This window comes from Streptomyces sp. NPDC007164, from assembly GCF_040634135.1.
Lineage (GTDB): Bacteria > Actinomycetota > Actinomycetes > Streptomycetales > Streptomycetaceae > Streptomyces > Streptomyces sanglieri.
Map to the genome: position 1 here is coordinate 57,672 of NZ_JBEYFB010000031.1, position 20,237 is coordinate 77,908.

At 72.1% G+C, this 20,237-nt stretch carries 15 protein-coding genes and 1 riboswitch; of the genes, 6 read left to right on the top strand and 9 right to left on the bottom strand.

What is annotated here, in order from left to right:
* Nucleotides 1–67 precede the first annotated feature (67 nt).
* A complete protein-coding gene (locus ABZ622_RS29860) occupies nt 68–1,225 on the top strand; it encodes an FAD-dependent monooxygenase (protein WP_360548392.1) in 1,158 nt (385 codons plus the stop codon).
* 55 nt (nt 1,226–1,280) lie between these two features.
* Here ABZ622_RS29860 and ABZ622_RS29865 read toward each other — a convergent pair whose 3' ends face one another.
* Complete coding sequence (locus ABZ622_RS29865) at nt 1,281–1,778, bottom strand: transglycosylase SLT domain-containing protein (protein WP_360548394.1); 498 nt, start codon at nt 1,776–1,778, stop codon at nt 1,281–1,283.
* 4 nt (nt 1,779–1,782) lie between these two features.
* Nucleotides 1,783–1,968, bottom strand: a riboswitch (cyclic di-AMP (ydaO/yuaA leader).
* Between the two features lie 542 nt (nt 1,969–2,510).
* Between ABZ622_RS29865 and ABZ622_RS29870 the strand changes: the two genes are divergently transcribed.
* Nucleotides 2,511–4,175: an ATP-binding cassette domain-containing protein gene (locus ABZ622_RS29870; protein ID WP_360548396.1), complete on the top strand. Its 1,665-nt coding sequence runs from the start codon at nt 2,511–2,513 to the stop codon at nt 4,173–4,175.
* A gap of 90 nt (nt 4,176–4,265) precedes the next feature.
* Here the strand turns inward: ABZ622_RS29870 and ABZ622_RS29875 are convergent, their stop codons facing one another.
* From ABZ622_RS29875 to ABZ622_RS29885, 3 genes are all read right to left on the bottom strand, one after another.
* The gene (locus tag ABZ622_RS29875) at nt 4,266–4,940 is read right to left on the bottom strand and encodes a DUF305 domain-containing protein (protein ID WP_360548398.1); all 675 of its coding nucleotides are present in this window, start codon (nt 4,938–4,940) and stop codon (nt 4,266–4,268) included.
* A gap of 103 nt (nt 4,941–5,043) precedes the next feature.
* Nucleotides 5,044–5,463: a hypothetical protein gene (locus ABZ622_RS29880; RefSeq protein ID WP_360548400.1), complete on the bottom strand. Its 420-nt coding sequence runs from the start codon at nt 5,461–5,463 to the stop codon at nt 5,044–5,046.
* A 188-nt stretch (nt 5,464–5,651) separates the two neighbouring features.
* A complete protein-coding gene (locus ABZ622_RS29885) occupies nt 5,652–7,628 on the bottom strand; it encodes a heavy metal translocating P-type ATPase (RefSeq protein WP_360548402.1) in 1,977 nt (658 codons plus the stop codon).
* 101 nt (nt 7,629–7,729) lie between these two features.
* On the opposite strand from ABZ622_RS29885, the gene ABZ622_RS29890 reads away from it, so the two are divergent.
* Entirely contained in the window at nt 7,730–8,134 is a 405-nt protein-coding gene (locus tag ABZ622_RS29890) for a metalloregulator ArsR/SmtB family transcription factor (RefSeq protein ID WP_360548404.1), read from the top strand.
* 13 nt (nt 8,135–8,147) lie between these two features.
* Here the strand turns inward: ABZ622_RS29890 and ABZ622_RS29895 are convergent, their stop codons facing one another.
* A complete protein-coding gene (locus ABZ622_RS29895; protein WP_360548406.1) occupies nt 8,148–8,972 on the bottom strand; it encodes an alpha/beta fold hydrolase in 825 nt (274 codons plus the stop codon).
* A 57-nt stretch (nt 8,973–9,029) separates the two neighbouring features.
* Between ABZ622_RS29895 and ABZ622_RS29900 the strand changes: the two genes are divergently transcribed.
* From ABZ622_RS29900 to glpK, 3 genes are all read left to right on the top strand, one after another.
* Nucleotides 9,030–9,503: a MarR family transcriptional regulator gene (locus ABZ622_RS29900; RefSeq protein WP_360548408.1), complete on the top strand. Its 474-nt coding sequence runs from the start codon at nt 9,030–9,032 to the stop codon at nt 9,501–9,503.
* A gap of 137 nt (nt 9,504–9,640) precedes the next feature.
* The gene (locus ABZ622_RS29905) at nt 9,641–10,486 is read left to right on the top strand and encodes an MIP/aquaporin family protein (protein WP_360548410.1); all 846 of its coding nucleotides are present in this window, start codon (nt 9,641–9,643) and stop codon (nt 10,484–10,486) included.
* Between the two features lie 46 nt (nt 10,487–10,532).
* Nucleotides 10,533–12,050 carry a glycerol kinase GlpK gene (gene glpK, locus ABZ622_RS29910; RefSeq protein WP_360548412.1) on the top strand — a complete coding sequence of 506 codons (1,518 nt, stop codon included), beginning with the start codon at nt 10,533–10,535 and terminating at the stop codon, nt 12,048–12,050.
* A gap of 53 nt (nt 12,051–12,103) precedes the next feature.
* On the opposite strand, the gene ABZ622_RS29915 is transcribed toward glpK, so the two are convergent.
* Genes ABZ622_RS29915 through ABZ622_RS29930 form a run of 4 tightly spaced genes read right to left on the bottom strand, consistent with a single transcriptional unit; the run spans nt 12,104 to nt 20,230 of the window.
* Nucleotides 12,104–14,371, bottom strand: coding sequence for a M20/M25/M40 family metallo-hydrolase (locus ABZ622_RS29915; protein ID WP_360548414.1), 2,268 nt, complete (start codon nt 14,369–14,371; stop codon nt 12,104–12,106).
* Nucleotides 14,368–16,122, bottom strand: coding sequence for a non-ribosomal peptide synthetase (locus ABZ622_RS29920; protein WP_360548416.1), 1,755 nt, complete (start codon nt 16,120–16,122; stop codon nt 14,368–14,370). Before ABZ622_RS29920 ends, ABZ622_RS29915 begins: the two co-directional genes overlap by 4 nt.
* Complete coding sequence (locus ABZ622_RS29925; protein ID WP_360548418.1) at nt 16,119–19,418, bottom strand: amino acid adenylation domain-containing protein; 3,300 nt, start codon at nt 19,416–19,418, stop codon at nt 16,119–16,121. Before ABZ622_RS29925 ends, ABZ622_RS29920 begins: the two co-directional genes overlap by 4 nt.
* Nucleotides 19,415–20,230, bottom strand: coding sequence for a class I SAM-dependent methyltransferase (locus tag ABZ622_RS29930; RefSeq protein ID WP_360548420.1), 816 nt, complete (start codon nt 20,228–20,230; stop codon nt 19,415–19,417). The genes ABZ622_RS29925 and ABZ622_RS29930 overlap by 4 nt, the downstream gene beginning before the upstream one ends.
* Nucleotides 20,231–20,237 lie beyond the last annotated feature (7 nt).

Genomic DNA, 20,237 nt, shown 5'->3' on the forward strand with positions numbered 1-20,237 from the left:
AGAGGAGGGGAGTACTCTCCTTCTACAGATGTAGAAGGTCATGACGGGGCACGGGAGGGGACCGGGCATGGGCAACAGCGCGGTGGTTGTCGGCGGTGGCATCGGCGGACTGGCCGCCGCGATCGGGCTGCGGCTCATCGGCTGGGAGGTGACGGTCGTCGAGCGCGCCCGCACTCCCGACGACGCGGGTGCGGGCATCTCCCTGCACGCGAACGGCTTGCGCGCGCTGGACGTCCTCGGTGTCGGCGCGGCGGTGCGCGCGGCCGCCCGGCCCCAGTACACCGGCGGCACCCGCACGCCGGACGGCCGTCAGCTGGCCCGCATGGACGGAACCGTGCTGGAACGCGAGCTGGGGACCCCGATCGTGGGCATCCCCCGGGCCGAGCTGCACCGGCTGCTGCGCGCGGCGCTGCCTCCCGAATCCCTGCTCGTCGGGGCCGAGGTGACGTCCGTCGACCGGTCCGACGCCTCGCGGGTGCGCCTGGCCGCCGGTGACACCGAACTGGGGGCGGATCTGGTGGTGGCCGCCGACGGAATCGGCAGCAGGCTGCGCGCCCGGCTCTTCCCGGGGCACCCCGGTCCGGCCTACAGCGGGTCGACGGTGCTGCGCGCCATCACCGGGTCGCCGGTCGATCTGCGTAGCGACTTCGAGCTGACCTGGGGGCCGGGGGCCGAGTTCGGTCACATCGCTTTCGCCGACGGACGGGCCGAGTGGCACGCGGTGCTCAACGCTCCCGCGGGCGTCCGCCACCCGGATCCGCTGGGCGAGGTGCGCCGCCGGTTCGGCGGCTGGCACGACCCCATTCCCGCCCTGCTGGCGGCGACCCGGCCCGATGCCGTACTGCATCACGACGTCAACGAGCTGGTGGTTCCGCTCCCTTCCTACGCGGTGGGCCGGATCGCGCTGCTCGGCGACGCCGCGCACGCCATGACCCCGAATCTCGGCCAGGGGGCCTGTCAGGCGCTGGAGGACGCGGCGACACTGGCCGCCGCGCTGTCCACCGGGGCCGGCGTCGAGTCGGCGCTCGGCCGCTACGACGCCGAGCGCCGGCCCCGGAGCCAGTCGGTCGCGCGGGCCGCCCGGCAGGCCGGCCGGATGGGGCAGCAACTGTCCCGGCCGGTGGCCGTCGCCCTGCGCAATACGGCGCTGCGACTCGCGCCGTCCCGGGTCACCGTCCGCGCGGTCCTGCGCCATGCCGACTGGACACCGCCGCGGCTGGGCTGACCTCGGGACGGACCCGGCCGGGCGGTGGTGTGCTCACGTCAGCGGTCGGGCCACGTCAGTAGGCCCCGAAGACGTTGTCGATGGAGCCGTACTTGGCGGCCGCGTAGTTGCACGCGGCCGTGATGTTGGCGACCGGGTCGTAGCTGTCCATCGCGGTCCCGGGCACGTGGTAGGCCCGGAACGTCGGTTCGATGACCTGGAGGAGGCCCTTGGAGGGCGTCCCGGCGGCGGCGTTCGAGTCCCAGTTGTTGATCGCCCGGGGGTTGCCGGACGACTCACGCATGACGTTGCGGTGGATGCCCTCGTAGCTGCCGGGGATGCCGTGCTCGGCCATCACGGCCAGCGACTCCTTGATCCAGCCGTCGAGATTGTCCGTGTACGTCGCGGACGGCGCGGCGGGGGCGGTGACGGCGGCGGACTGCGCCGGAGCCGCCGCGGCGGTGTGGGCGCCGAGCAGGGGAAGCAGCAGGGCGGCCGCGCCCGTGCCCACGGCGACGAAACCGCGGGTCAGCGTGGTGGACCTGCGACGACGGTACGTACCCGTTGCGGGCATGGTGGATTCCTCTCCGTCGCCTGCGAGGTGAGCTGTCGGGTTCAGGCTGGAGATGCCTGGCCGCGCATTTGCGCGCCTTCACCCCGAGCCGTTCCGGATTCCGGACCGGCGGCTTACCTGGGTTCCCCGCTCCTGCCGTACACGAGTGGTGGGATTGCCGGACAGCGGCAGGATTCGGCGTTCCGTCCGGATTGACGGTGACCGTAGGCGAGAAGAGCCGAAAGGGACAAGACCCCAATTTCCGAATGCAATTCACTCACAAGATCGAGTAATGGGAATTTCGGTAATCCACCTCACATCGCACAACCCGCTCCCCTTGTGCGGAAAGGGAACCGAAGCGCGGGGCACGGCAACCGGCGGGCCGGACGTGACTCGCGCCACGAATTCACAAATGCGGGCATTTCACCCACGCGTCCCGGTGTCCGCTCCCGGACCCGGTGACATTGCGTTTCCTTCGCCCCGTCGTTTACAGTTTCGAAGTCCTGTTGTCTCCGATTGAGGTGGACGTTGCGCATCTGAGGTTCGCGAACATCGCGCCGTACGGCCTTGCCCGTACGCCCGTCACGCCGTAGCAGTGCTTCGCGCTGCCCGTGACCCCGCGTGGATGCGACCTCGGTGCATGAGCCGTCCCTCGATCCTCAGGGTCGCCGCACCCCTTTCCATCGCCCGGTCGCCGCGTGGTGCTCGCATACGAAGCCCCCCTTCACTGCGCTTGCGAATGCGAGGAACACCATGGCGACCCCCACCACCCCTCACGCCTCCCTCACCTGCTCCGGCCTGACCTTCCGGTGGCCGGACGGCACCACCGTCCTCGACGGGCTCTCGCTCAGCATCGGCCGGGGACGCGTCGGCCTCGTCGGCAACAACGGCGCGGGCAAGTCCACCCTCCTGCGACTGCTCGCCGGTCGACTGCGCCCGTCCCAGGGGTCGGTGACCGTCGGTGGCAGCCTCGCCCACCTTCCGCAGAACATCACGCTCGACACAACACTGCGGGTGGACCGGGCCCTGGGCATCGCCGAGCGGCGCGAGGCGCTGCGCGCCATCGAGGCCGGGGACGTCGACGAGAAGCACTTCGAGACGATCGGTGACGACTGGGACGTCGAGGAACGGGCCCTGGCGACACTGGGCTCGCTCGGCCTCGGCGGCGTCGAACTCGACCGCACCGTGGGCCAGTTGTCCGGCGGGGAGACCGTCCTGCTGCGGCTGGCCGCGCTGCTGCTGGAGCGCCCCGACGTCCTGCTCCTGGACGAGCCCACCAACAACCTCGATGCGTTCGCCCGCCGCAGGCTCTACGAGGCCGTCGACTCCTGGCGCTCGGGGGTGCTGGTCGTGGTCAGCCACGACCGCGAACTGCTGGAACGCGTGGACCGCATCGCCGAACTGCGCACCGGATCGGTGAACTGGTACGGCGGTGGCTGGTCGGCGTACGAGGAGGCCGTGGCCGCCGAACAGGAGGCCGCCGGGCGGACGTTGCGGGCCGCCGAGGCCGATGTACGCCGCCAGAAGCGCGAACTGGAGGAGACCCACCTGAAGCTGGCCCGGCGTCAGAAGAACGGCCGGAAGGCGGAGGCCGAGGGCGGCCTGCCGAAGATCCTGGCCGGCCGCCGGAAGCGATCGGCGCAGGAGTCGGCGGGCAGGCTTCGAGGCGTCCACGAGGAACGCCTCGACGAGGCGCGCGAGCGCCGGGAGGAGGCCGCCGACGCGGTCCGCGACGATGCCGAGATCCGCGTGAGCCTCCCGCACACGGCGGTGCCCGCCGGACGCACCGTACTGAGCCTGCACGGCCTGCGCCCCCGGTTCGGAGGACTGCGCGAGGGCAGCCTCCAGGTGAACGGGCCCGAGCGGATCGCGCTCGTCGGCCGCAACGGCGCCGGAAAGACGACGCTGCTGCGCACCCTCACCGGTGAACTGGCCCCACTGTCCGGCGAGGCCAGGACCTTCGTACCGGTGCGGTTCCTTCCGCAGCGGCTCGATGTGCTGGACGAGGAACTGAGCGTCGCGGCGAACGTGGCCCGCACGGCGCCCGGGGTCACCGACAACCAGATCCGCGCCCAGCTCGCCCGCTTCCTGTTCCGGGGCAAGCGCGCGGAGCAGCCTGCGGGCACCCTGTCGGGCGGGGAACGCTTCCGTGCCGCCCTCGCGGCGACGATGCTCGCCGCACCGGCCCCGCAGCTGCTGATGATGGACGAGCCGACCAACAACCTGGACATCGCCAGTGTGCGTCAGCTGACCGGTGCGCTCGACGCCTACGAGGGCGCGCTCCTGATCGCCAGTCACGACCTGGCCTTCCTCGGATCGGTCGGCATCACCAGGTGGCTGCTGGTCGACGAGGAACTGCGGGAGACGAGCGCGGAGGAGGTGGCCAAGCTGCTCGCGGCGCCAGAGCCCGCCGGCTGAGCGGTCGGCGGCGAGGTGTTTCCCGTGCCGGCCGGACCGGGAGAAGGGGTGCGGGCCGCCGCACGGCCACGGCCCGCACCCCTGCCGGGATCAGAGCCTGTCGATGATCTTGTTCATCTGCTCGATCTCGGCGGTCTGGGCCGCGACGACGGCGCCGGCGAGCTTCTTCGCTTCGGCGTTGTCGCCGTTCTTCTGCTCGTCCTCGGCCATGGTGACGGCGCCCCGGTGGTGCCCGATCATGAGCTGGGCGAACTTCTTGTCGAAGTCCTTGCCCTTGGCGGCGGCCAGACCGTCCATGTCCTTGCCGGACATCATTCCGGGCATCCCGGAACCGTCCGAGCCGTGGTCCATCCCGGGCATGTCACCCATCGAGGACGAGGACGAGGGCAGCGGCTTGCCCCACGACGTCAGCCAGCCCTTCATCGTGTTGATCTCGGGGTCCTGGGCCTTCTCGATCGCGGTGGCCAGCTTCTTGATCTCGGGGTCGGCGGCACGGCCGTCGGCCAGCTTCGCCATCTCGACGGCCTGCTGGTGGTGCGGGATCATCTGCTGCGCGAACTTCACGTCGGCGTCGTTGAACTTGCCTCCGGGGGCGGCCGGTGCGGAGGCACCCGCCGAGCCGTGGTCCATGCCGGGCATGGACGAGCCGTCGGACTTCGAGCCGTCGGAGGAGCCGCAGGCGGTCAGTGCCAGAGCGAGGACGGCGACGGTGCCGGCGGCCGCGAAGGTGCGGCGGCGGGCTGCGGAGAAACGGGAAGCGGACATCACAGGTTCTTTCCAGGTGGCTGCGCCACGTCCGTGGCGCGCGAAAGGGGCAGGTTCGTCCGGCCGGTCCGGCCCCGGAGGGCCGTGGACCGGCGCGGTCCTGTCACGTCCGCGCGACGCACACCTGGAGCAGCAACTCTCTTCCGGCGAACGGCGGTCCCCGCCGGGCCGGACCCCGTACGGCCGTACGGCGCCCGGTGAGCACCGGGACGGCAAGGAGCACCAGTCCCAGCGCCGTCAACAGCGGCAGCACCCGGTCACGGGCATGGGTGAATACGCATGACTCGCCGTTCATCGCGGACATCGCGTCCGACGCCCGGACCGGACCGTGCTCGCCCCGCTCGGCGAAGTGGCCCGCGCTCACCGGCACGGACCCCGGTGCGGACGCCGTCACGGCCATCGCGTCGTGGCAGCCGTCCGCGGCGCTCGCGGGTGCTCCGTGCATGAGGAACAGCCCGAGCAGGACGGCACAGAGCACCAGCAGCCGGGACGTTCCCGGTGCTCGTGTCCGTCCGCGATCCACGGCTGCCTCGCATTGCTCGGTCGTACGGGTCGACGGGTCCTGCGGTGTGCGCCCCCGACGATACCCCCACCGGGTTTCCCGTCCGCCGACGCCCCGTCCCCTGCCGGACCCCTTGACCGGTTCGCCGGCGGCGTGCCGCTCGAAGAGGGCACGGCGGCCGAACAGCCGCGTCGATGCCCGCCCCGGGTTCAGCGGCAGCTCTCGGCTCTCGTCCAGGCGGCCTCGCGGAGCAGGCGCAGACCGTTGAGGCCGACGATGACGGTGGAACCCTCGTGCCCGGCGACGCCCAGCGGGAGCGGCAGGGTGCCGACCAGGTCCCAGACGACGAGGCCGGTGATGAAGACGGCCGCGATCACCAGGTTCTGCACGACCAGGCGGCGGCATCGCCGCGAGAGCGCCACGGCGGTGGGGACGGCGGCGAGTTCGTCGCGGACCACGACGGCGTCGGCGGTCTCCAGGGCGAGGTCGGAGCCCGCCCGGCCCATGGCGATGCCGGTGTGGGCGACGGCCAGTGCGGGGGCGTCGTTCACGCCGTCCCCGACCATGAGCACCTTGTGCCCGACGCTCTCCATCCCCCTGACCGTGTGCGCCTTCTCCTGCGGCAGCAGACCGGCCCGTACGTCCGCGATCCCGGCCTCGGCGCCCAGCCGGGCGGCGGCGCGCGGGTTGTCCCCGGTGACCAGGACCGGCGTTCGGCCGGTGAGTCCGGTGAGGCGGGCGACGGTGGAGCGGGCATCGGCGCGCAGTCGGTCGGCGATGCCCAGGACGCCCACGGGTGTGCCGTCCAGGACGACCAGTGCGGCGGTACGGCCGTCCTCCTCCAGGCGTGCGGCGAGTTCGGCGGCCGGTTCGGCGGCACCGGGACGGACGTCCAGCAGGCGGGCCGGGCTCCCGACGGCGACCGTGCGGCCGGCCACGGTGGCGGTGACGCCGGTGCCCGGGGCGGAACTGAAGCCCGCCGTCGGGGGAAGGACGAGCCCCCGGCTGCGGGCGGCCTCGGTGACGGCACGGGCGAGGGGGTGTTCGCTGGGGTGCTCGGCCGCCGCCGCCAGGGTGAGCAGGGCGTCCTCGGTCAGGCCCGAGGACGGAAGCGGACGGATGTCGGTCACCCGTGGGGTGCCTTCGGTCAGGGTGCCGGTCTTGTCGAGCGCGACGGCGTCGATCCGACCGAGGCGCTCCATCACCACGGCGGACTTGACGAGGACCCCGTGCCGTCCGGCGTTGGCGATCGCGGACAGCAGCGGCGGCATCGTGGCCAGCACCACGGCGCACGGCGATGCCACGATCATGAAGGTCATCGCCCGGAGCAGCGTCGGCTGCAGTGCCGCGCCGAAGGCCAGGGGCACGGCGAACAGGGCGACGGTGGCGGCCACCATGCCGATCGAGTACCGCTGTTCGACCTTCTCGATGAACAGCTGGGTGGGGGCCTTCGTCCCGGATGCCTCCTCCACCATGGCGACGATCCGGGCGATCACCGAATCGGACGGGTCGCGCTCCACGGTCACCCGCAGCGCCCCGGTGCCGTTCAGGGTTCCCGCGAAGACCTCGTCGCCGGACTCCTTGGTCACCGGCAGCGGTTCGCCCGTGATGGTTGCCTGGTCCACCTCGCTCGCCCCGTCGAGGACCCGGCCGTCGGCCCCGACGCGTTCGCCGGGACGCACCAGGATCACGTCCCCGACCCGCAACTCCTCGGTGGGCACGGCCTCTTCGGCACCTCCGGCGCCGAGGCGGGTGGCCCTGGCGGGGGCGAGGTCGAGCAGTCCGCGTACCGAGTCCGCGGTCCGCGCGGTGGCGACCGCCTCCAGGGCTCCCGAGGTGGCGAAGATGACGATCAGCAGGGCGCCGTCCAGCACCTGGCCGATCGCCGCCGCGCCGAGCGCCGCGACGACCATCAGCAGGTCGACGTCGAGGGTCTTCTCCCTGAGCGTCCTCAGCCCTTCCCGGCCCGGCTCCCAGCCGCCGGCGACGTACGTCAGTGCGTACAGCGGGCCCCACGCCCACCACGGAGCGCCGAGCAGGTGCAGGGGCATCGCGGCCAGGAACAGCAGCAGCGCCGCCGCGGCCCAGCGGGCCTCCGGAAGGTCCAGGATCCGGGTGCGCCGCCCATCGGCCCCCGTTCGGGCCGGGCCGGTGGGCGCGGCCGGGCGGGTGAGGGTGGAAGACATGGGCGTGATCCTTCACGCGAGAGGGCGGAGTGGTTCGACCCCCGCACCATACAGGATCACATGAACATCCATTCATGCATGGATCTCCGTAGGATGAGGGCATGGGCCACGGAGTTGACGCGAAGACCGCTGCCACCGCGCGCGAGCGCCTCGACGCGGTGGGGGCCGGCGATGTGGCGTCCACCCTGCAGGCCCTGGCCACCCCGTCGCGGCTCCGCATCCTGGCCCGCCTCCAGGAGGGCCCCTGCCCCGCCACGGAGCTCGCCGACGCGGTCGGCATGGAGCAGTCCGCCTGCTCCCACCAGTTGCGGCTGCTGCGCAACCTCGGCCTGGTCACCGGGGAGCGACGGGGCCGCTCGGTGATCTACGCGCTGTACGACAACCACGTGGCCGAGCTCCTCGACCAGGCCCTTTTCCACGTCGAGCACCTGCGCCTGGGGCTGCACGACACCCCGGCGCGGGCCGCCGCGGAGGCGGACGGCGCGGCGGCCGCCGCCCCCCGCTGACCCCGGCACCGCCCTACCGGGCGCGCAGACCCGCCAGGAAGTCCCCGAGAATCTCGCCGAAGGCGTCCGGGTCCTCCATGTTGGGGTAGTGGGCGGCGCCCTCGACGATCACCTCCCGCCCGTCGGCTACCGTCCGCACCAGGCGCCGGGCCATGGCGAGCTGGTCCGCCCCGTCGATGCCGCCGTTGACCGCCAGGACCGGGACCTCGATCCCGGCCGCCCGCGTCCAGGTGTCGGGGACGGGCACCCGCAGGTCGGGTTCGTCGCCGCGGTGCTTGGACAGCGTCCGGGCCGCCATCTCGCGCACCCGTCGCACGACGGTGCCGTCGACTTCGTCGAGCGTGCGGTGCGGGCCCGCCGCGAAGAGCATGAAGGCGTCGAGCCACCCCTCGATGTCGCCCCCGCCCAGCGCGCGGGCCTGTGCGGCCAGGACCTGCCCGCACCAGGGGTCGCCGAATTCCGGCTCGCTGGTCCCCGCCCCGCTGACGACCAGCGCACGCACCAGGTCCGGGTGTTCGAGCGCGGTGTCGACCGCGGTGGCCGCGCCCATCGACAGTCCGGCCAGGACCGCGGGCCCGGCGTCGAGCCGGCGCAGCAGTGCGGCCACGTCGTCGGCATGGCGGAAGGGCCTGGTCGCGTTGGCGGATCCGCCGTGTCCTCGGGCGTCCGGGACGATCACGCGGTGACGGCGGGCGAGCTCCGGCACCTGGTCGTCCCACATCCTGTGGTCGACGAAGCCGCCGTGCAGCAGTACCAGCAGCGGGCCCTCGCCGATGTCGCGGTGGACGAGGCGCCCGTCCCCGGTCTCGATGAAGTTCAGCTCGGAAGCAGCATTCATGACAACCAAGGTGCCATTCTCCGGCCACATTGACAACTGAGGTGTCATAATTGCCGGATGACTGACATCGACCCGCCCCTGACACCCGAGGAACTGGCCCAGCGGCTGACGGAGGTCTTCGCCCTGGTCGGCCCGCTCTACCGGCGTGTGCAGCGAAAGGTGGAGCAGGCCGCCCCGGTCGAGGGCCTCTCCGTCGGGGTACGCGCCGTACTGGATCTGCTGCGTGAGAACGGACCCATGACGGTCCCGCAGATGGGCCGGGCACAGGCGCTGAGCCGGCAGTTCGTGCAGCGCATGGTCAACGACGCCGCCGCGGCGCGGCTGGTCGAGATCATCCCGAACCCCGCGCACCAGCGGTCGTCGCTGGTCCGGCTGACCGGGAGCGGACGGGCGGCGATCCTCGCGGCCCTGGCCCGCGAGGAGTCGCTGCTGCGCCAGGTGGACGGGGGGCTCACCGACGCCGATGTGACGGCCTGTGTACGGGTGCTCGGCCGGATGCTGGAGGTCTTCGACCACGTCGACATCGACTGAGAGCGGGCACGGTTCCCGCCCGGGAAGGGGCGGCAACCGGCACGTCCGCCACCGAATGCGGATCCAACTGCCCCCGTCTACGCTCAGATGTGGATCTGTGCCGCAGAGGTCGTGAATCGACAGGAAGCGAGATCCACATGGAGCGGCTCAAGCGGTCGGGACTCGTCGGGGAACTCTCCGCGGAATTCCTCGGCACGATGATTCTCATCCTCTTCGGCTGTGGTGTGGTGGCCCAGGTGGCGGCGGGCGGCGCACTCACCGATCCGCCGGGCGGCCTCGGGAATCACGACAGCATCGCCTGGGCATGGGGTCTCGGAGTCACCCTGGGTGTCTATGTGGCGGGCCGGCTCAGCGGAGCCCATCTCAACCCCGCCGTGACCCTCTCCCTCGCCGCGTTCAAGGATTTCCCCTGGAAGAAGGTGGCGCCGTACTCGCTCGCCCAGGTCGCCGGGGCGTTCGTCGCGGCGCTGCTGGTGCGGTGGAACTACACCGAGGCGCTGGCGAAGGCGGACCCGGGGCACACCATCAAGACGCAGACGGTGTTCTCCACCCTGCCCGCCAACGGAAACACCGCGCTCCCGGTCACCGAATGGGGAGCGCTCCGGGACCAGATCATCGGCACCGCGATCCTGGTGCTGCTGATCTTCGCGGTCACCGACCTCCTCAACACCCCGCCGGGTGCCAATCTCGGACCGTTCGTCGTGGGTCTCATCGTGGTGGCCATCGGCATGGCGTTCGGCACCAACGCCGGATACGCCATCAACCCGGCCCGTGACCTCGGCCCCCGGCTCGCGAGCTTCCTCACCGGCTACGGCGGGGCGTGGCGGGATCAGTACGGGAACTTCTACTTCTGGGTGCCGATCGTGGGCCCGCTGGTCGGCGGTCCGCTGGGGGCCTTCTTCTACAAAGTCTTCATCAGCCGTTTCCTGCCCTCGGCGGAAGCCGAGCCGGAGGGGAGCATCCCGCTACCGCCGGAGAAGTGAGGCCCGGTTCCATCACCGGGCCGGGACTCAGGAGAGGCAGCATGCCATGGCGGACTTCATCGGCGCAGTGGACCAAGGCACCACCAGCAGCCGCTTCATGATCTTCGATCACGGTGGCAACGAGGTGGCCAGACACCAGTTGGAGCACGAACAGATCCTGCCCCGCCCCGGCTGGGTGGAGCACGATCCGGTGGAGATCTGGGAACGCACCAACTCGGTGATGCAGAACGCCCTGCGCACCGGCGGTCTCAGCGGCACGGATCTCGACGCCATCGGCATCACCAACCAGCGCGAGACGACCGTCGTGTGGGATCCCCGCACCGGCCGCCCGTACTGCAACGCCATCGTGTGGCAGGACACCCGCACCGATTCGATCGCCAAGGCCCTGGAGAACGAGGGGCACGGCGAGGTCATCCGGCGCAAGTCGGGGCTCCCGCCGGCCACTTACTTCTCTGGCGGGAAGATCAAGTGGATCCTGGAGAACGTCGAAGGGGTCCGCGAGGCCGCGGAGCGGGGGCACGCGGTGTTCGGGAACACGGACTGCTGGGTGTTGTGGAATCTCACCGGCGGCCCCGACGGCGGCACCCACGCCACCGATGTGACCAACGCCAGCCGGACGATGCTGATGAATCTGGATACGCTCGACTGGGACGACGAGCTGCTGGACATCTTCGGTGTCCCCCGGGCGATGCTCCCGGCCATCAACCCCTCCTCCGACGCGGAGGCGTACGGCCGCACCCGGACCTCCCGCCCGCTGCGGGCCGCGGTCCCGGTCACCGGGGTGCTCGGCGACCAGCAGGCGGCGACCGTGGGGCAGGTGTGCTTCGAGCCGGGCGAGGCGAAGAACACGTACGGCACCGGCAACTTCCTGCTGCTCAACACCGGTACGAAGCTCATCCGGTCCGACCACGGGCTGCTCACCACGGTCGCCTACCGGTTCGGGGAGAGTCCGGCGGTCTACGCCCTGGAGGGTTCGATCGCGGTCACCGGGTCGGCGGTGCAGTGGCTGCGGGACCAGATGAAGATCATCACCGATGCGGCGGAGAGCGAGCGGCTGGCCCGGTCCGTCGCGGACAACGGCGGGATGTATTTCGTGCCGGCCTTCTCCGGGCTCTTCGCCCCGTACTGGCGCTCGGACGCCCGGGGCGCCATCGTCGGACTGGCGAGATACAACACCAACGGCCATCTGGCGCGGGCCACTCTGGAGGCGATCTGCTACCAGAGCCGGGACGTGGTGGAGGCGATGGAGCAGGACTCCGGTGTCCATCTCGACGTGCTGAAGGTCGACGGCGGGGTCACGGCCAACGACCTGTGCATGCAGATCCAGGCCGATGTGCTCGGTGTCCCCGTCAGCCGTCCGGTGGTCGCCGAGACGACCGCGCTCGGTGCCGCCTACGCCGCCGGTCTGGCCACCGGCTTCTGGCAGGACCTGGACGAACTGCGCGAGCACTGGCAGGAGTCGAAGCGCTGGGAACCGCAGTGGAGCGAGGAGCAGCGCACGGAGGGTTACGCGAACTGGAAGCGGGCGGTGGAGCGCACCCTCGACTGGGTCAGCGTGGAATGACGGTCCGTGCGGGCGTGCCCTGCCGGGTCCGCCCGCACGGACCGCCCCGCGGCTCAGTGGTTCGTTCGCAGTCCGGCCAGGAGCTGGTAGACGGTCTCGGTGCCCTGTCGCAGTGCTTCGACGCCGATGTGTTCGTCGGTGCCGTGCATGCGCTTGAGCATGTCCCGGTTCACGGTGAACGGGTACATGCCGTACACGGGTACGTTCTGTTCCCGGAACGGCACCGCGCTGGTGACCGCCTCGAACTGGCAGGCGGTGGCGCGTACTCCGGGATGGGTCCGGCGTACGGCGCTCTGCCAGGCGCGGAACACATCGGTGTCGTGGTCGGAGTCGGGGGTGGCCAGGTAGCCGCGCAGCCGGTCCAGCGCCTGCTGCTCGTTCTCACCGGGATTGCCGACCACGCTCAGCGTCGCCCGGTTGCCGATCAGCGAGCGCAGTTCGGCGACGGTGCGTCCGGGGTCCTCGGCGCCCGGCAGGAAGGCGGCCCGGAACTCCGCGGTCGCCGTGCCCGGCACGATGCTCGGGTAGTACCCGGACTGCGCCGCGGTGAAGGCGAGCGTGGTCCGCAGCATCGCGTTGTGCAGCTCCGGGGTCTCGCTGAGCCGCACCACGCTCTCCCCCGCCCGGTCCCGCTGCCGGTCCGTGCGGGCGTCGAGCATCTCCCGCAGCGCCCGGGCGAAGTGCCGGTCGGTGGTGGCCTCGGCCAGTTCGGCGAAGTATCTCCGGGAGAGTGCGTTGGGGCGGATGTGGGCACGCCACTGGCCGAGCTGTTCGAGCACCTCGCCCAGCCGGATCACCGCCTGCCCGGAGAACGGCTTGGAGGTGTGGGTGGCGTACGAAACGGTCTCCAGGCGCAGCAGCAGGGACCGCTTGTCGTTGCACGTCAGGGAGGCGATCATGGGCGTGGCGCCGTCGCGCTGGTTGAGCACCCAGCCGCCCTCCGTGATGACCACGCCCGCCGCCACCCTGCCGGGGTGCTCGGTGAGGAACCAGCGCACGCCGTACGGGCCCTGCTCCTCGTCGCAGTCGGACCAGAAGACGATGTCGCGGTCGAAGGACGCCCCCTCCCGGACATGGCGCAGCAGTGCGGCGACGAAGGCGGCGTTGACGCCCTTCATGTCCAGGGAGCCGCGCCCGTAGAGTTTGCCGTCCTTGATCCGACCGGCGAAGGGGTCCGTCTCCCACCGGTCGCCGATGGCGGGCACCACGTCGGAGTGGCCGAGCAGGACCAGGGGTTTCTTCCCGGCCGGGCCGCGGCCGGGGATCCGGGCGAAGAAGTGGACGTTGCCGTCCTTCGGGGTGGGCACGATCTCGGTGGCGACCCCGGCGGCGCCGAAGATCCCCTGGAGCATCCGGGCGAGCGGCAGGGTGACCGCGCCGTCCCCGGGGTTGCTGGTGTTCTGCCGGATCATGGCGACGGCCAGGCCGACGGGGTCGGTGGGGTCTCCGTCGTAGGAGGCGGTGGCGGTTGTGGTCGTCCCGGCGGCCCGCGCCGCGGGAGCCGCCGACGCCACCGCGCCCAGGCCCAGCACTGTGGAGGCGACAGCGGTCGCCCCGGCGCCGAGCACCGAGCGGCGTGACGGCCGGGTTCCGGGGAGACCGTCGAGGCAGGCGGAGACGACCGCGCCCGGGTTCTCCTGGTGGGCGTAGTGGCCGCCCTCGACGGACAGCAGGGTGCATTCGCCGCGGGTCCACTCGGCCCAGCGGCGCACGGTGACCTCGGGCACGTGCGGGTCGTCGGAGGCCCACACCGCGCGCAGGTCGACCTGCGGAACGGCTCCGCGGCGGCCGTCGTAGCGGGCGGCCAGTTGCAGATCGGCGATGACGGGAGGCAGCAGCACCTCCTCGAACTCGGGGTCGGCGAGGAGTTCCGGGTCGGTCAGTCCGGTCCCGGCGACGAAGGCGCGGGCGTCCTCGACGGTCACGTCCTCGCCCCGGCCGTCGAAGTCGCCGGGGCACTGTCCCGCCACGGCGCAGAGCCTCGTCACGGGCACCCCCGCGTCGAGCAGCCGGCGGCAGGTCTCGTACGCCAGCAGGGCGCCGAGGCTGACCCCGATCAGCACCAGCCGTCGCCCGCCCAGCAATTCACGGATCCCGGCCGCCGCCGCGTCGGCGTAGAGGGCCATGTCGGTGACGGGTTCCTCGTCGACACGGGTGCCGCGGCCCGGCGGCGCGACGAACGCGAGGGTGATGTCCTCGGGCAGCCGGCCGCGCCAGCCCGCGAACGTGGAGCCGTGGGCGCCGGTGGGTGCGAAGCAGACGGCGAGGGTGCCGGTGCCCTGCGGCTGCTCGCCCGGCACGGTCAGCCATGGGTCGTTCATATCTGCTCCTCCTGCTGGATCTCGCGGCACAGTGCGGCGATCGCGGTGACGGTGGGGGCGCCGAGGATGCGGCGCAGCGGGACCCGGCGGCCCGCCGTCGCCGCGAGCCGGCCGGCGAGTCGTACGGCGAGCAGGGAGTGGCCCCCGGCGTCGAAGAAGTTCTGGTCCGCCGACGCGGGCGGTGCGCCGAGCAGCTCGTGCCAGAGTGCGGCGACGGCGGCCTCGGTGGCGTCGGACGGGGTGAATCCGGCGGCCCGTTCCTGTCCGATGCCCGCCACGAGCGTCCGCAGGGCGGTGCGGTCCAGTTTGCCGTTGGTGCTCAGCGGGAGCCGCGGTACCTGCTGGATCCGGGCCGGCAGCATGTAGTCGGGCAGCCGGTCGCGCAGATAGGCGCGCAGCGCGGCGGGGGTGGTCTCCTCGTCGGCGGTGACACAGGCGACGATGCGTGTCTCGCCGTCCTCGCTCTCCGCGTAGGCCCCCGCGTCGGTGACGTCCGGTGCCTTGCGCAGGGTGGCCTCGATCTCCTCCAGCTCGACGCGGTAGCCGCGCACCTTGATCTGGTTGTCGGCGCGGCCGGTGATCTCCAGCCCGGAGTCCGGGAGCGTGCGGCCGCGGTCGCCGGTGCGGTAGTGGAGGACTCCGGCGTCGTCGGTGGTGAAGCGGTCCTCGCCGTCGCCGCCGACGTAGCCGAGGGCCAGCGGCGGCCCGGACACCCACACCTCTCCGGTCGCCCCGGGCGGCAGCCGTCGGCCGAGCCGGTCGCGGACCGTGAGCGAGGCGCCCGCCACGGGGCTGCCGACGGGGACGCGTTCGGCGTCGGCGGGCAGTCGGGCGGTGTCGTAGGCGGCGACGTTGGAGGCGGTCTCCGTCATGCCGTACAGGTTGAGCAGGGTGGCGTCGGGCCAGACCTCGCGGAAGCGCAGGACGGTTTCCACGGGCAGGGTGTCGGCGCCGCTGGTGACCAGGACCGGCCGGTGTCCGGCGGGGTGTCCGGCGCTCTCCGCCAGCAGTCCGGCGATCAGCTGCGGGGTCAGGAAGAGGTGGGTGATCCGTTCCTCCCGGACGGCGGCGGCGAAGAGCGCCGGGTCGAGGAGTTCGTCGGTGGCGAGCACGACGGACGGGACGCCCCTGAGCAGTCCGCCCAGCAGTTCCCAGGGTGAGGCGACCAGTGCCAGGGACTTCTGGACGGCGAGGACGGCGTTCTCGGGGAACGGGTGGTCCCGCCACATCCATTCGAGCCGGCCGCGGACCGAACGGTGGCTGATGCGTACGCCCTTGGGGTTTCCGGTCGTCCCCGATGTGTAGACGATGTGGAACAGCGCGTCCTCGTCGGGCTCCTGCTCCGGGGCCTGGTGCAGTGGTCCCTCGGTGAGGGGTGCCAGGGTGACGCGGGGTGCTTCCAGGGTGGGGAACTGGTCGAGTCCGGGCTCGGCGAGCACACAGTGCGGTCCGGTCTCCTCCACCATCCGGCGCTGCCGTCGCACGGGGATCGCGGGGTCCAGCCCGAGGTAGGCGGCGCCGGTCTTCAGTACGGCGAGCACCCCGGCGACGGCGGCCGGGCCGCGCTGGGCGGCGAGTGCCACCAGCGAACCGGGGCCGGTGCCCTTGGCGGTGAGGCGGGCGGCCAGCCGGCCGCTCCATTCGTCGAGTTCGCGGTAGCTGACGCCGGTGCCGGTGTGGCGCAGGGCGACGGCCCGGGGGTGGGCCGCCACCTGTTCGGCGAAGCGTTCCAGCAGGGTCGGCGTGGTCATCGGTGATCGTCTCCGGGCAGCAGATCGAGGGAACGAACGGTGGTGTGCTCGGCGCGCCGCGGGTCGGTGAGGGCCCGCAGCGCGATCAGGGTTGATTCCAGGACGTTGCGGGCGGCCGGTGCGTCGAGGAGTTCCTGCTGGTAGGCGTACTGGAGCAGCAGCCAGCCGGGGCCGTGCGGCTGGACGTACAGGGCGCAGTCGTACTTGGTGTAGCCGGTGTCCAGTTCGACGAAGCGGAACCGGACGTCCGACGCGGTGGTGGCGCGCGCCGGGTAGGGCAGCATGTTGAGCATGGTCTGGAAGACCGGAGTCGCCGACGAGCTGCGTGAGGCGGCCGAGAGCCTTCGCAGCGTCCAGCCGAAGGGGTACTCGGCGGCGGCGTACGCGTCGTACACCGTCTCCCGTACCTGTGCGGTGAATTCGGTGAGGGTGGCGGCCGGGTCGATGTCCAGGCGCAGCGGCAGCATGGCGAGGGTGAAGGCGGGCACATCGGCGGTCTCCGGCCGTTCCCGCCCGGCCATCGGGGCGCCGACGACCACTTCGTCGGCGTCGCCGTAGTAGCTCAGGGCCAGTGCGTAGGCGGCCAGCAGCGGTACGAAGACGGTGGCGGAGGCGGCCAGTGCGGTGGCGTGCAGTTGCCGGGACAGCTGCTCGTCCAGGACGGCCTCGGTGATCTCGCCGCGGTAGGTGGGGGTGGCGGGGCGCTGCTTCTGTGCGATTCCGAGTGCCGGGAGGTCGCCCGCGAGCCGGCGCAGCCAGTACTCCCCCGCCTCGGCGACCTCCTCGGTGGCCAGCCGCTCGGCCAGGTGGTCGAGATAGCGGTCGTAGCGGGTGGCGCGTTCGGGGTCGGGTGCGTCGGGCCGCTGTTCGTAGAGTTCGGCCAGCCGCTGGAACAGCACGGTCGCTCCCCAGCCGTCGAGGAGCAGTTCGTGCATGGTGACCAGGAGCCGGTGCTGTCCGCCGGGCAGCCGGAACAGCCCGGTCCGCAGGGCCGGTTCGGTGAGCAGGTCGAAGGGCCTGGCCGCCTCCTCGGCGGCCACCGTGCGGAATTCCTCGGCGCGGACGTCCCGGGCGCTGGCGGGGAACGCAACCTCCCAGTGCGGGTAGTGGTGCACGACTTCCCGCCCGTCGGCCTCGTCGGTCTCGGCGAACCGGGCGAGGAGCAGCGGATTCTCGGCGAGCAGCAGCTGCCAGGCCCGGCCCAGCCGTGCCACGTCGAGGGGCCCGTCGAGCTCCAGGGAGCCCTGGTAGCTGTAGTAGGGGCTGAGCGGGTCGAGCCGCCAGTGGAAGTACACGCCCGCCTGCTGCGGGGTGAGCGGCCGGGTGCGCGGCCCGTCGTCCCGTACCGTCACGGTGCGGACGCCGGTCGTGTGCTGCCGGTCCTGGCCGAGCGCGGCGAGTGCGGCGGGGCTGCCGTCGCGCAGTACGTCGCGCAGCCCGGCCGCCGATCCCGTCCCGCGCAGGGCGGCGACCAGTCGCATGGCGAGCAGCGAGTCGCCGCCCAGTTCGAGGAACCTGTCGTGCCTGCCGACCCGGCCGGTGCCGAGCAGTCCGGCGACGGCGTCCGCGATCGCACTCTCCGCCCCGCCGCGCGGTGGGGTGTACGGGCGGGTGTCGGGGCGGCTGCGGCGCGGTGGTGCGGGCAGGGCCTTGTAGTCCGTCTTGCCGTTGCGGGTGAGCGGGAGCCGGGGCAGTACGACGAAGGTGTGCGGCACCATGGGCGCCGGCAGCCGCTCGCTCAGCCGGGCGCGCAGTGACTCCTCGGCCGGTTCGTCGCCGGAGGCGGTGACATAGGCGACGAGCCGGGGCGGCTGGGAGGCCGCCGGGGTGTGCGCGCTCTCCCTGGCGACCAGGGCCCCGGTGTCGTCGGGGGTGTGGACGACGACGGCGCAGGCGGCGACGCCGGGGTGGCCGCCGAGCACCGCCTCGATCTCGGCGAGTTCCATGCGTACGCCGCCGAGCTTCACCTGCCGGTCCACCCGGCCCAGGTACTCCAGTTGGCCGTCGGGCAGTACGCGAACGGCGTCCCCGGTGCGGTAGAGGCGGCCGCCGTCGGTGGAGAAGGGGTCGGTGAAGAAGGCGAGTGCGGTGCGCTCCGGGTCGCCGAGGTAGCCGCGGCCGACGACGAGCCCTCCGACGAACAGCTCACCCGTCTCGCCGTGCGCGCAGGCGTGCCACTGCCCGTTCTCCTCGCGCAGCACGTACAGGTCGGCGTTGCCGATGGGCGAGCCGATCGGCAGATGGCGTACTCCGGCGGCCGGTGGGCCGAGTTCGGCGTGGGTGACGTCGTCCGAGCACTCGGTGGGGCCGTAGGCGTTGAGCAGCCGGATGCCCGGCATGGTGTCGTGCCACCGCCGGGCCAGGGCGGGTGGCAGCGCCTCGCCGGTGGCGATCATCCAGCGCAGCATGCCGGGCCGCGCTCCCGCGCCCTGTTGGGCGTCCAGCAGGAAGCGGATCAGTGTGGGAACGGTCTCCAGCACCGTGGTTCCGCGTCCGCGCAGTTCCGCCAGCAGCAGGGCGCCGTCCTGTGCCTGCTCGTCGGCGAAGATCTGGACCCGGCCGCCGACCAGCAGCGGGGCGAGCATCTGCCAGACGGAGATGTCGAAGCTCAGCGGCGCGGTCTGGGCCAGCCGGTCGTCGGCGCTCAGCCCGAGGTCGTCGACCTTGGCCCAGAGGTGGTTGAGCATCCCGCGGTGCTCGACGATCGCGGCCTTGGGGCGGCCGGTCGAACCCGAGGTGTAGAGGACGTAGCGCACCTCGTCGGGGGCGGGCGGCACGGTCCGGGGGTACGGACGGTCCGCCGGTCGCGGTGTGGTGGTGGGTACACCGGCGGCGCGGGCGCCCTTGACCAGCTCCCCGCTGTCCGCCGGTTCGCCGGTGGTCAGCAGCAGTACGGCGCCGCTGTCGGTGAGCAGGGATTCGACCCGGGCGGCGGGCCAGCCCGCGTCGACCGGCAGATAGACGGCGCCCAGCAGCTCCAGGGCGAGGAACGCCGTGATGACGTCGGCGCCGCGCCGGCCGCCGACCGCGACGATCTGCCCCCGCGAGATCCCGGCGGCCGCCAGCTGTCCGGCGGTGCGTCGCGTCAGGTCGGCCAGCCGGCCGTATCCGAGGGATGTCTCGCCGTCCTCGATCGCGGTCCGGTCGGGGTGCGCGGCGGCGAACCGCTCGACGTGGGCGTGCACCCCGTCGCCCAGCTCGTAGGGTTCGCGGCGGGTGAGTGCCGCGGCGACGGCGCGCTCCCGCGCCCCCGCGGCCAGCGGCAGCCGCGGGTAGTGCTCGGGCAGGCCGATCACCGGACCGCCCGCTTCTCGGCCGTGACCAGCAGGTACTCGACGGGCACGCCCGTGCCGCGTTCGTCCGTGGTGTGGAATCCCTCGGTCATCTCGACCATTTCCGCGCGCAGTTCCTTCCATCGCGAGGGCGGCGAGATGGTGTTCCTCGCCGCGATGCAGGGTCCGAAGCAGTTCTCGAAGAAGGTCACCAGGTCCTCGGCCGTGGCGAACGGGTAGAAGAGTTCCCGTCGTTCGGAGGTGACCGTGAAAGCGGGGCCGAGCAGTTCGGCGAGGTAGTCCGGTGATCCCCACAGCATGGGCTGTCCCTGATGCCCGTTGGGCGAGGGGAAGTAGGCGGAGAGGATCTCCTGGAAGTGCGCGGTCCAGCTGCGCGCCGTCCAGTTGCACATGCCGATCCGGCCGCCCGGCCGCAGTACCCGGGCCATCTCTCCTCCGGAGGCGGCGTGGTCGGGCGCGAACTGGATCCCGTAGGTGGAGGTCACCAGGTCGAACGAGGCGTCGGTGAAGGGGAGTTCCTGGGCGTCGCCGCGGCGCAGCTCCACCTTGACGCCGGCCTGTGCGAACCGTTCGCGGGCGTCGGGAAAGAACTCGTCGGTGAGGTCCAGCCCGGTGACGGAGCAGCCGCGCCGGGCGGAGAGCAGGGCGACGTTGCCGTTGCCGGTGGCGATGTCGAGATGGACGGTGTCCGGGGCGGGGGCGAGCCGGTCGACCAGTTCGACGGCGCCCGGTCGCAGCAGATCGGCGACGTGCCGGTACTCGCCGTACGACCACATGGTGCGGTTGATCTCCTGGATGTGCTGATCGATCGTCATGCGGATC

Bases quoted from the DNA above. Each gene is read 5' to 3' on its own strand.
- ABZ622_RS29860 (WP_360548392.1), top strand. From the start codon at position 68: ATGGGCAACAGCGCGGTGGTTGTCGGCGGTGGCATCGGCGGACTGGCC.
- ABZ622_RS29865 (WP_360548394.1), bottom strand. From the start codon at position 1,778: ATGCCCGCAACGGGTACGTACCGTCGTCGCAGGTCCACCACGCTGACC.
- ABZ622_RS29870 (WP_360548396.1), top strand. From the start codon at position 2,511: ATGGCGACCCCCACCACCCCTCACGCCTCCCTCACCTGCTCCGGCCTG.
- ABZ622_RS29875 (WP_360548398.1), bottom strand. From the start codon at position 4,940: ATGTCCGCTTCCCGTTTCTCCGCAGCCCGCCGCCGCACCTTCGCGGCC.
- ABZ622_RS29885 (WP_360548402.1), bottom strand. From the start codon at position 7,628: ATGTCTTCCACCCTCACCCGCCCGGCCGCGCCCACCGGCCCGGCCCGA.
- ABZ622_RS29890 (WP_360548404.1), top strand. From the start codon at position 7,730: ATGGGCCACGGAGTTGACGCGAAGACCGCTGCCACCGCGCGCGAGCGC.
- ABZ622_RS29895 (WP_360548406.1), bottom strand. From the start codon at position 8,972: ATGAATGCTGCTTCCGAGCTGAACTTCATCGAGACCGGGGACGGGCGC.
- ABZ622_RS29900 (WP_360548408.1), top strand. From the start codon at position 9,030: ATGACTGACATCGACCCGCCCCTGACACCCGAGGAACTGGCCCAGCGG.
- ABZ622_RS29905 (WP_360548410.1), top strand. From the start codon at position 9,641: ATGGAGCGGCTCAAGCGGTCGGGACTCGTCGGGGAACTCTCCGCGGAA.
- glpK (WP_360548412.1), top strand. From the start codon at position 10,533: ATGGCGGACTTCATCGGCGCAGTGGACCAAGGCACCACCAGCAGCCGC.
- ABZ622_RS29915 (WP_360548414.1), bottom strand. From the start codon at position 14,371: ATGAACGACCCATGGCTGACCGTGCCGGGCGAGCAGCCGCAGGGCACC.
- ABZ622_RS29920 (WP_360548416.1), bottom strand. From the start codon at position 16,122: ATGACCACGCCGACCCTGCTGGAACGCTTCGCCGAACAGGTGGCGGCC.
- ABZ622_RS29930 (WP_360548420.1), bottom strand. From the start codon at position 20,230: ATGACGATCGATCAGCACATCCAGGAGATCAACCGCACCATGTGGTCG.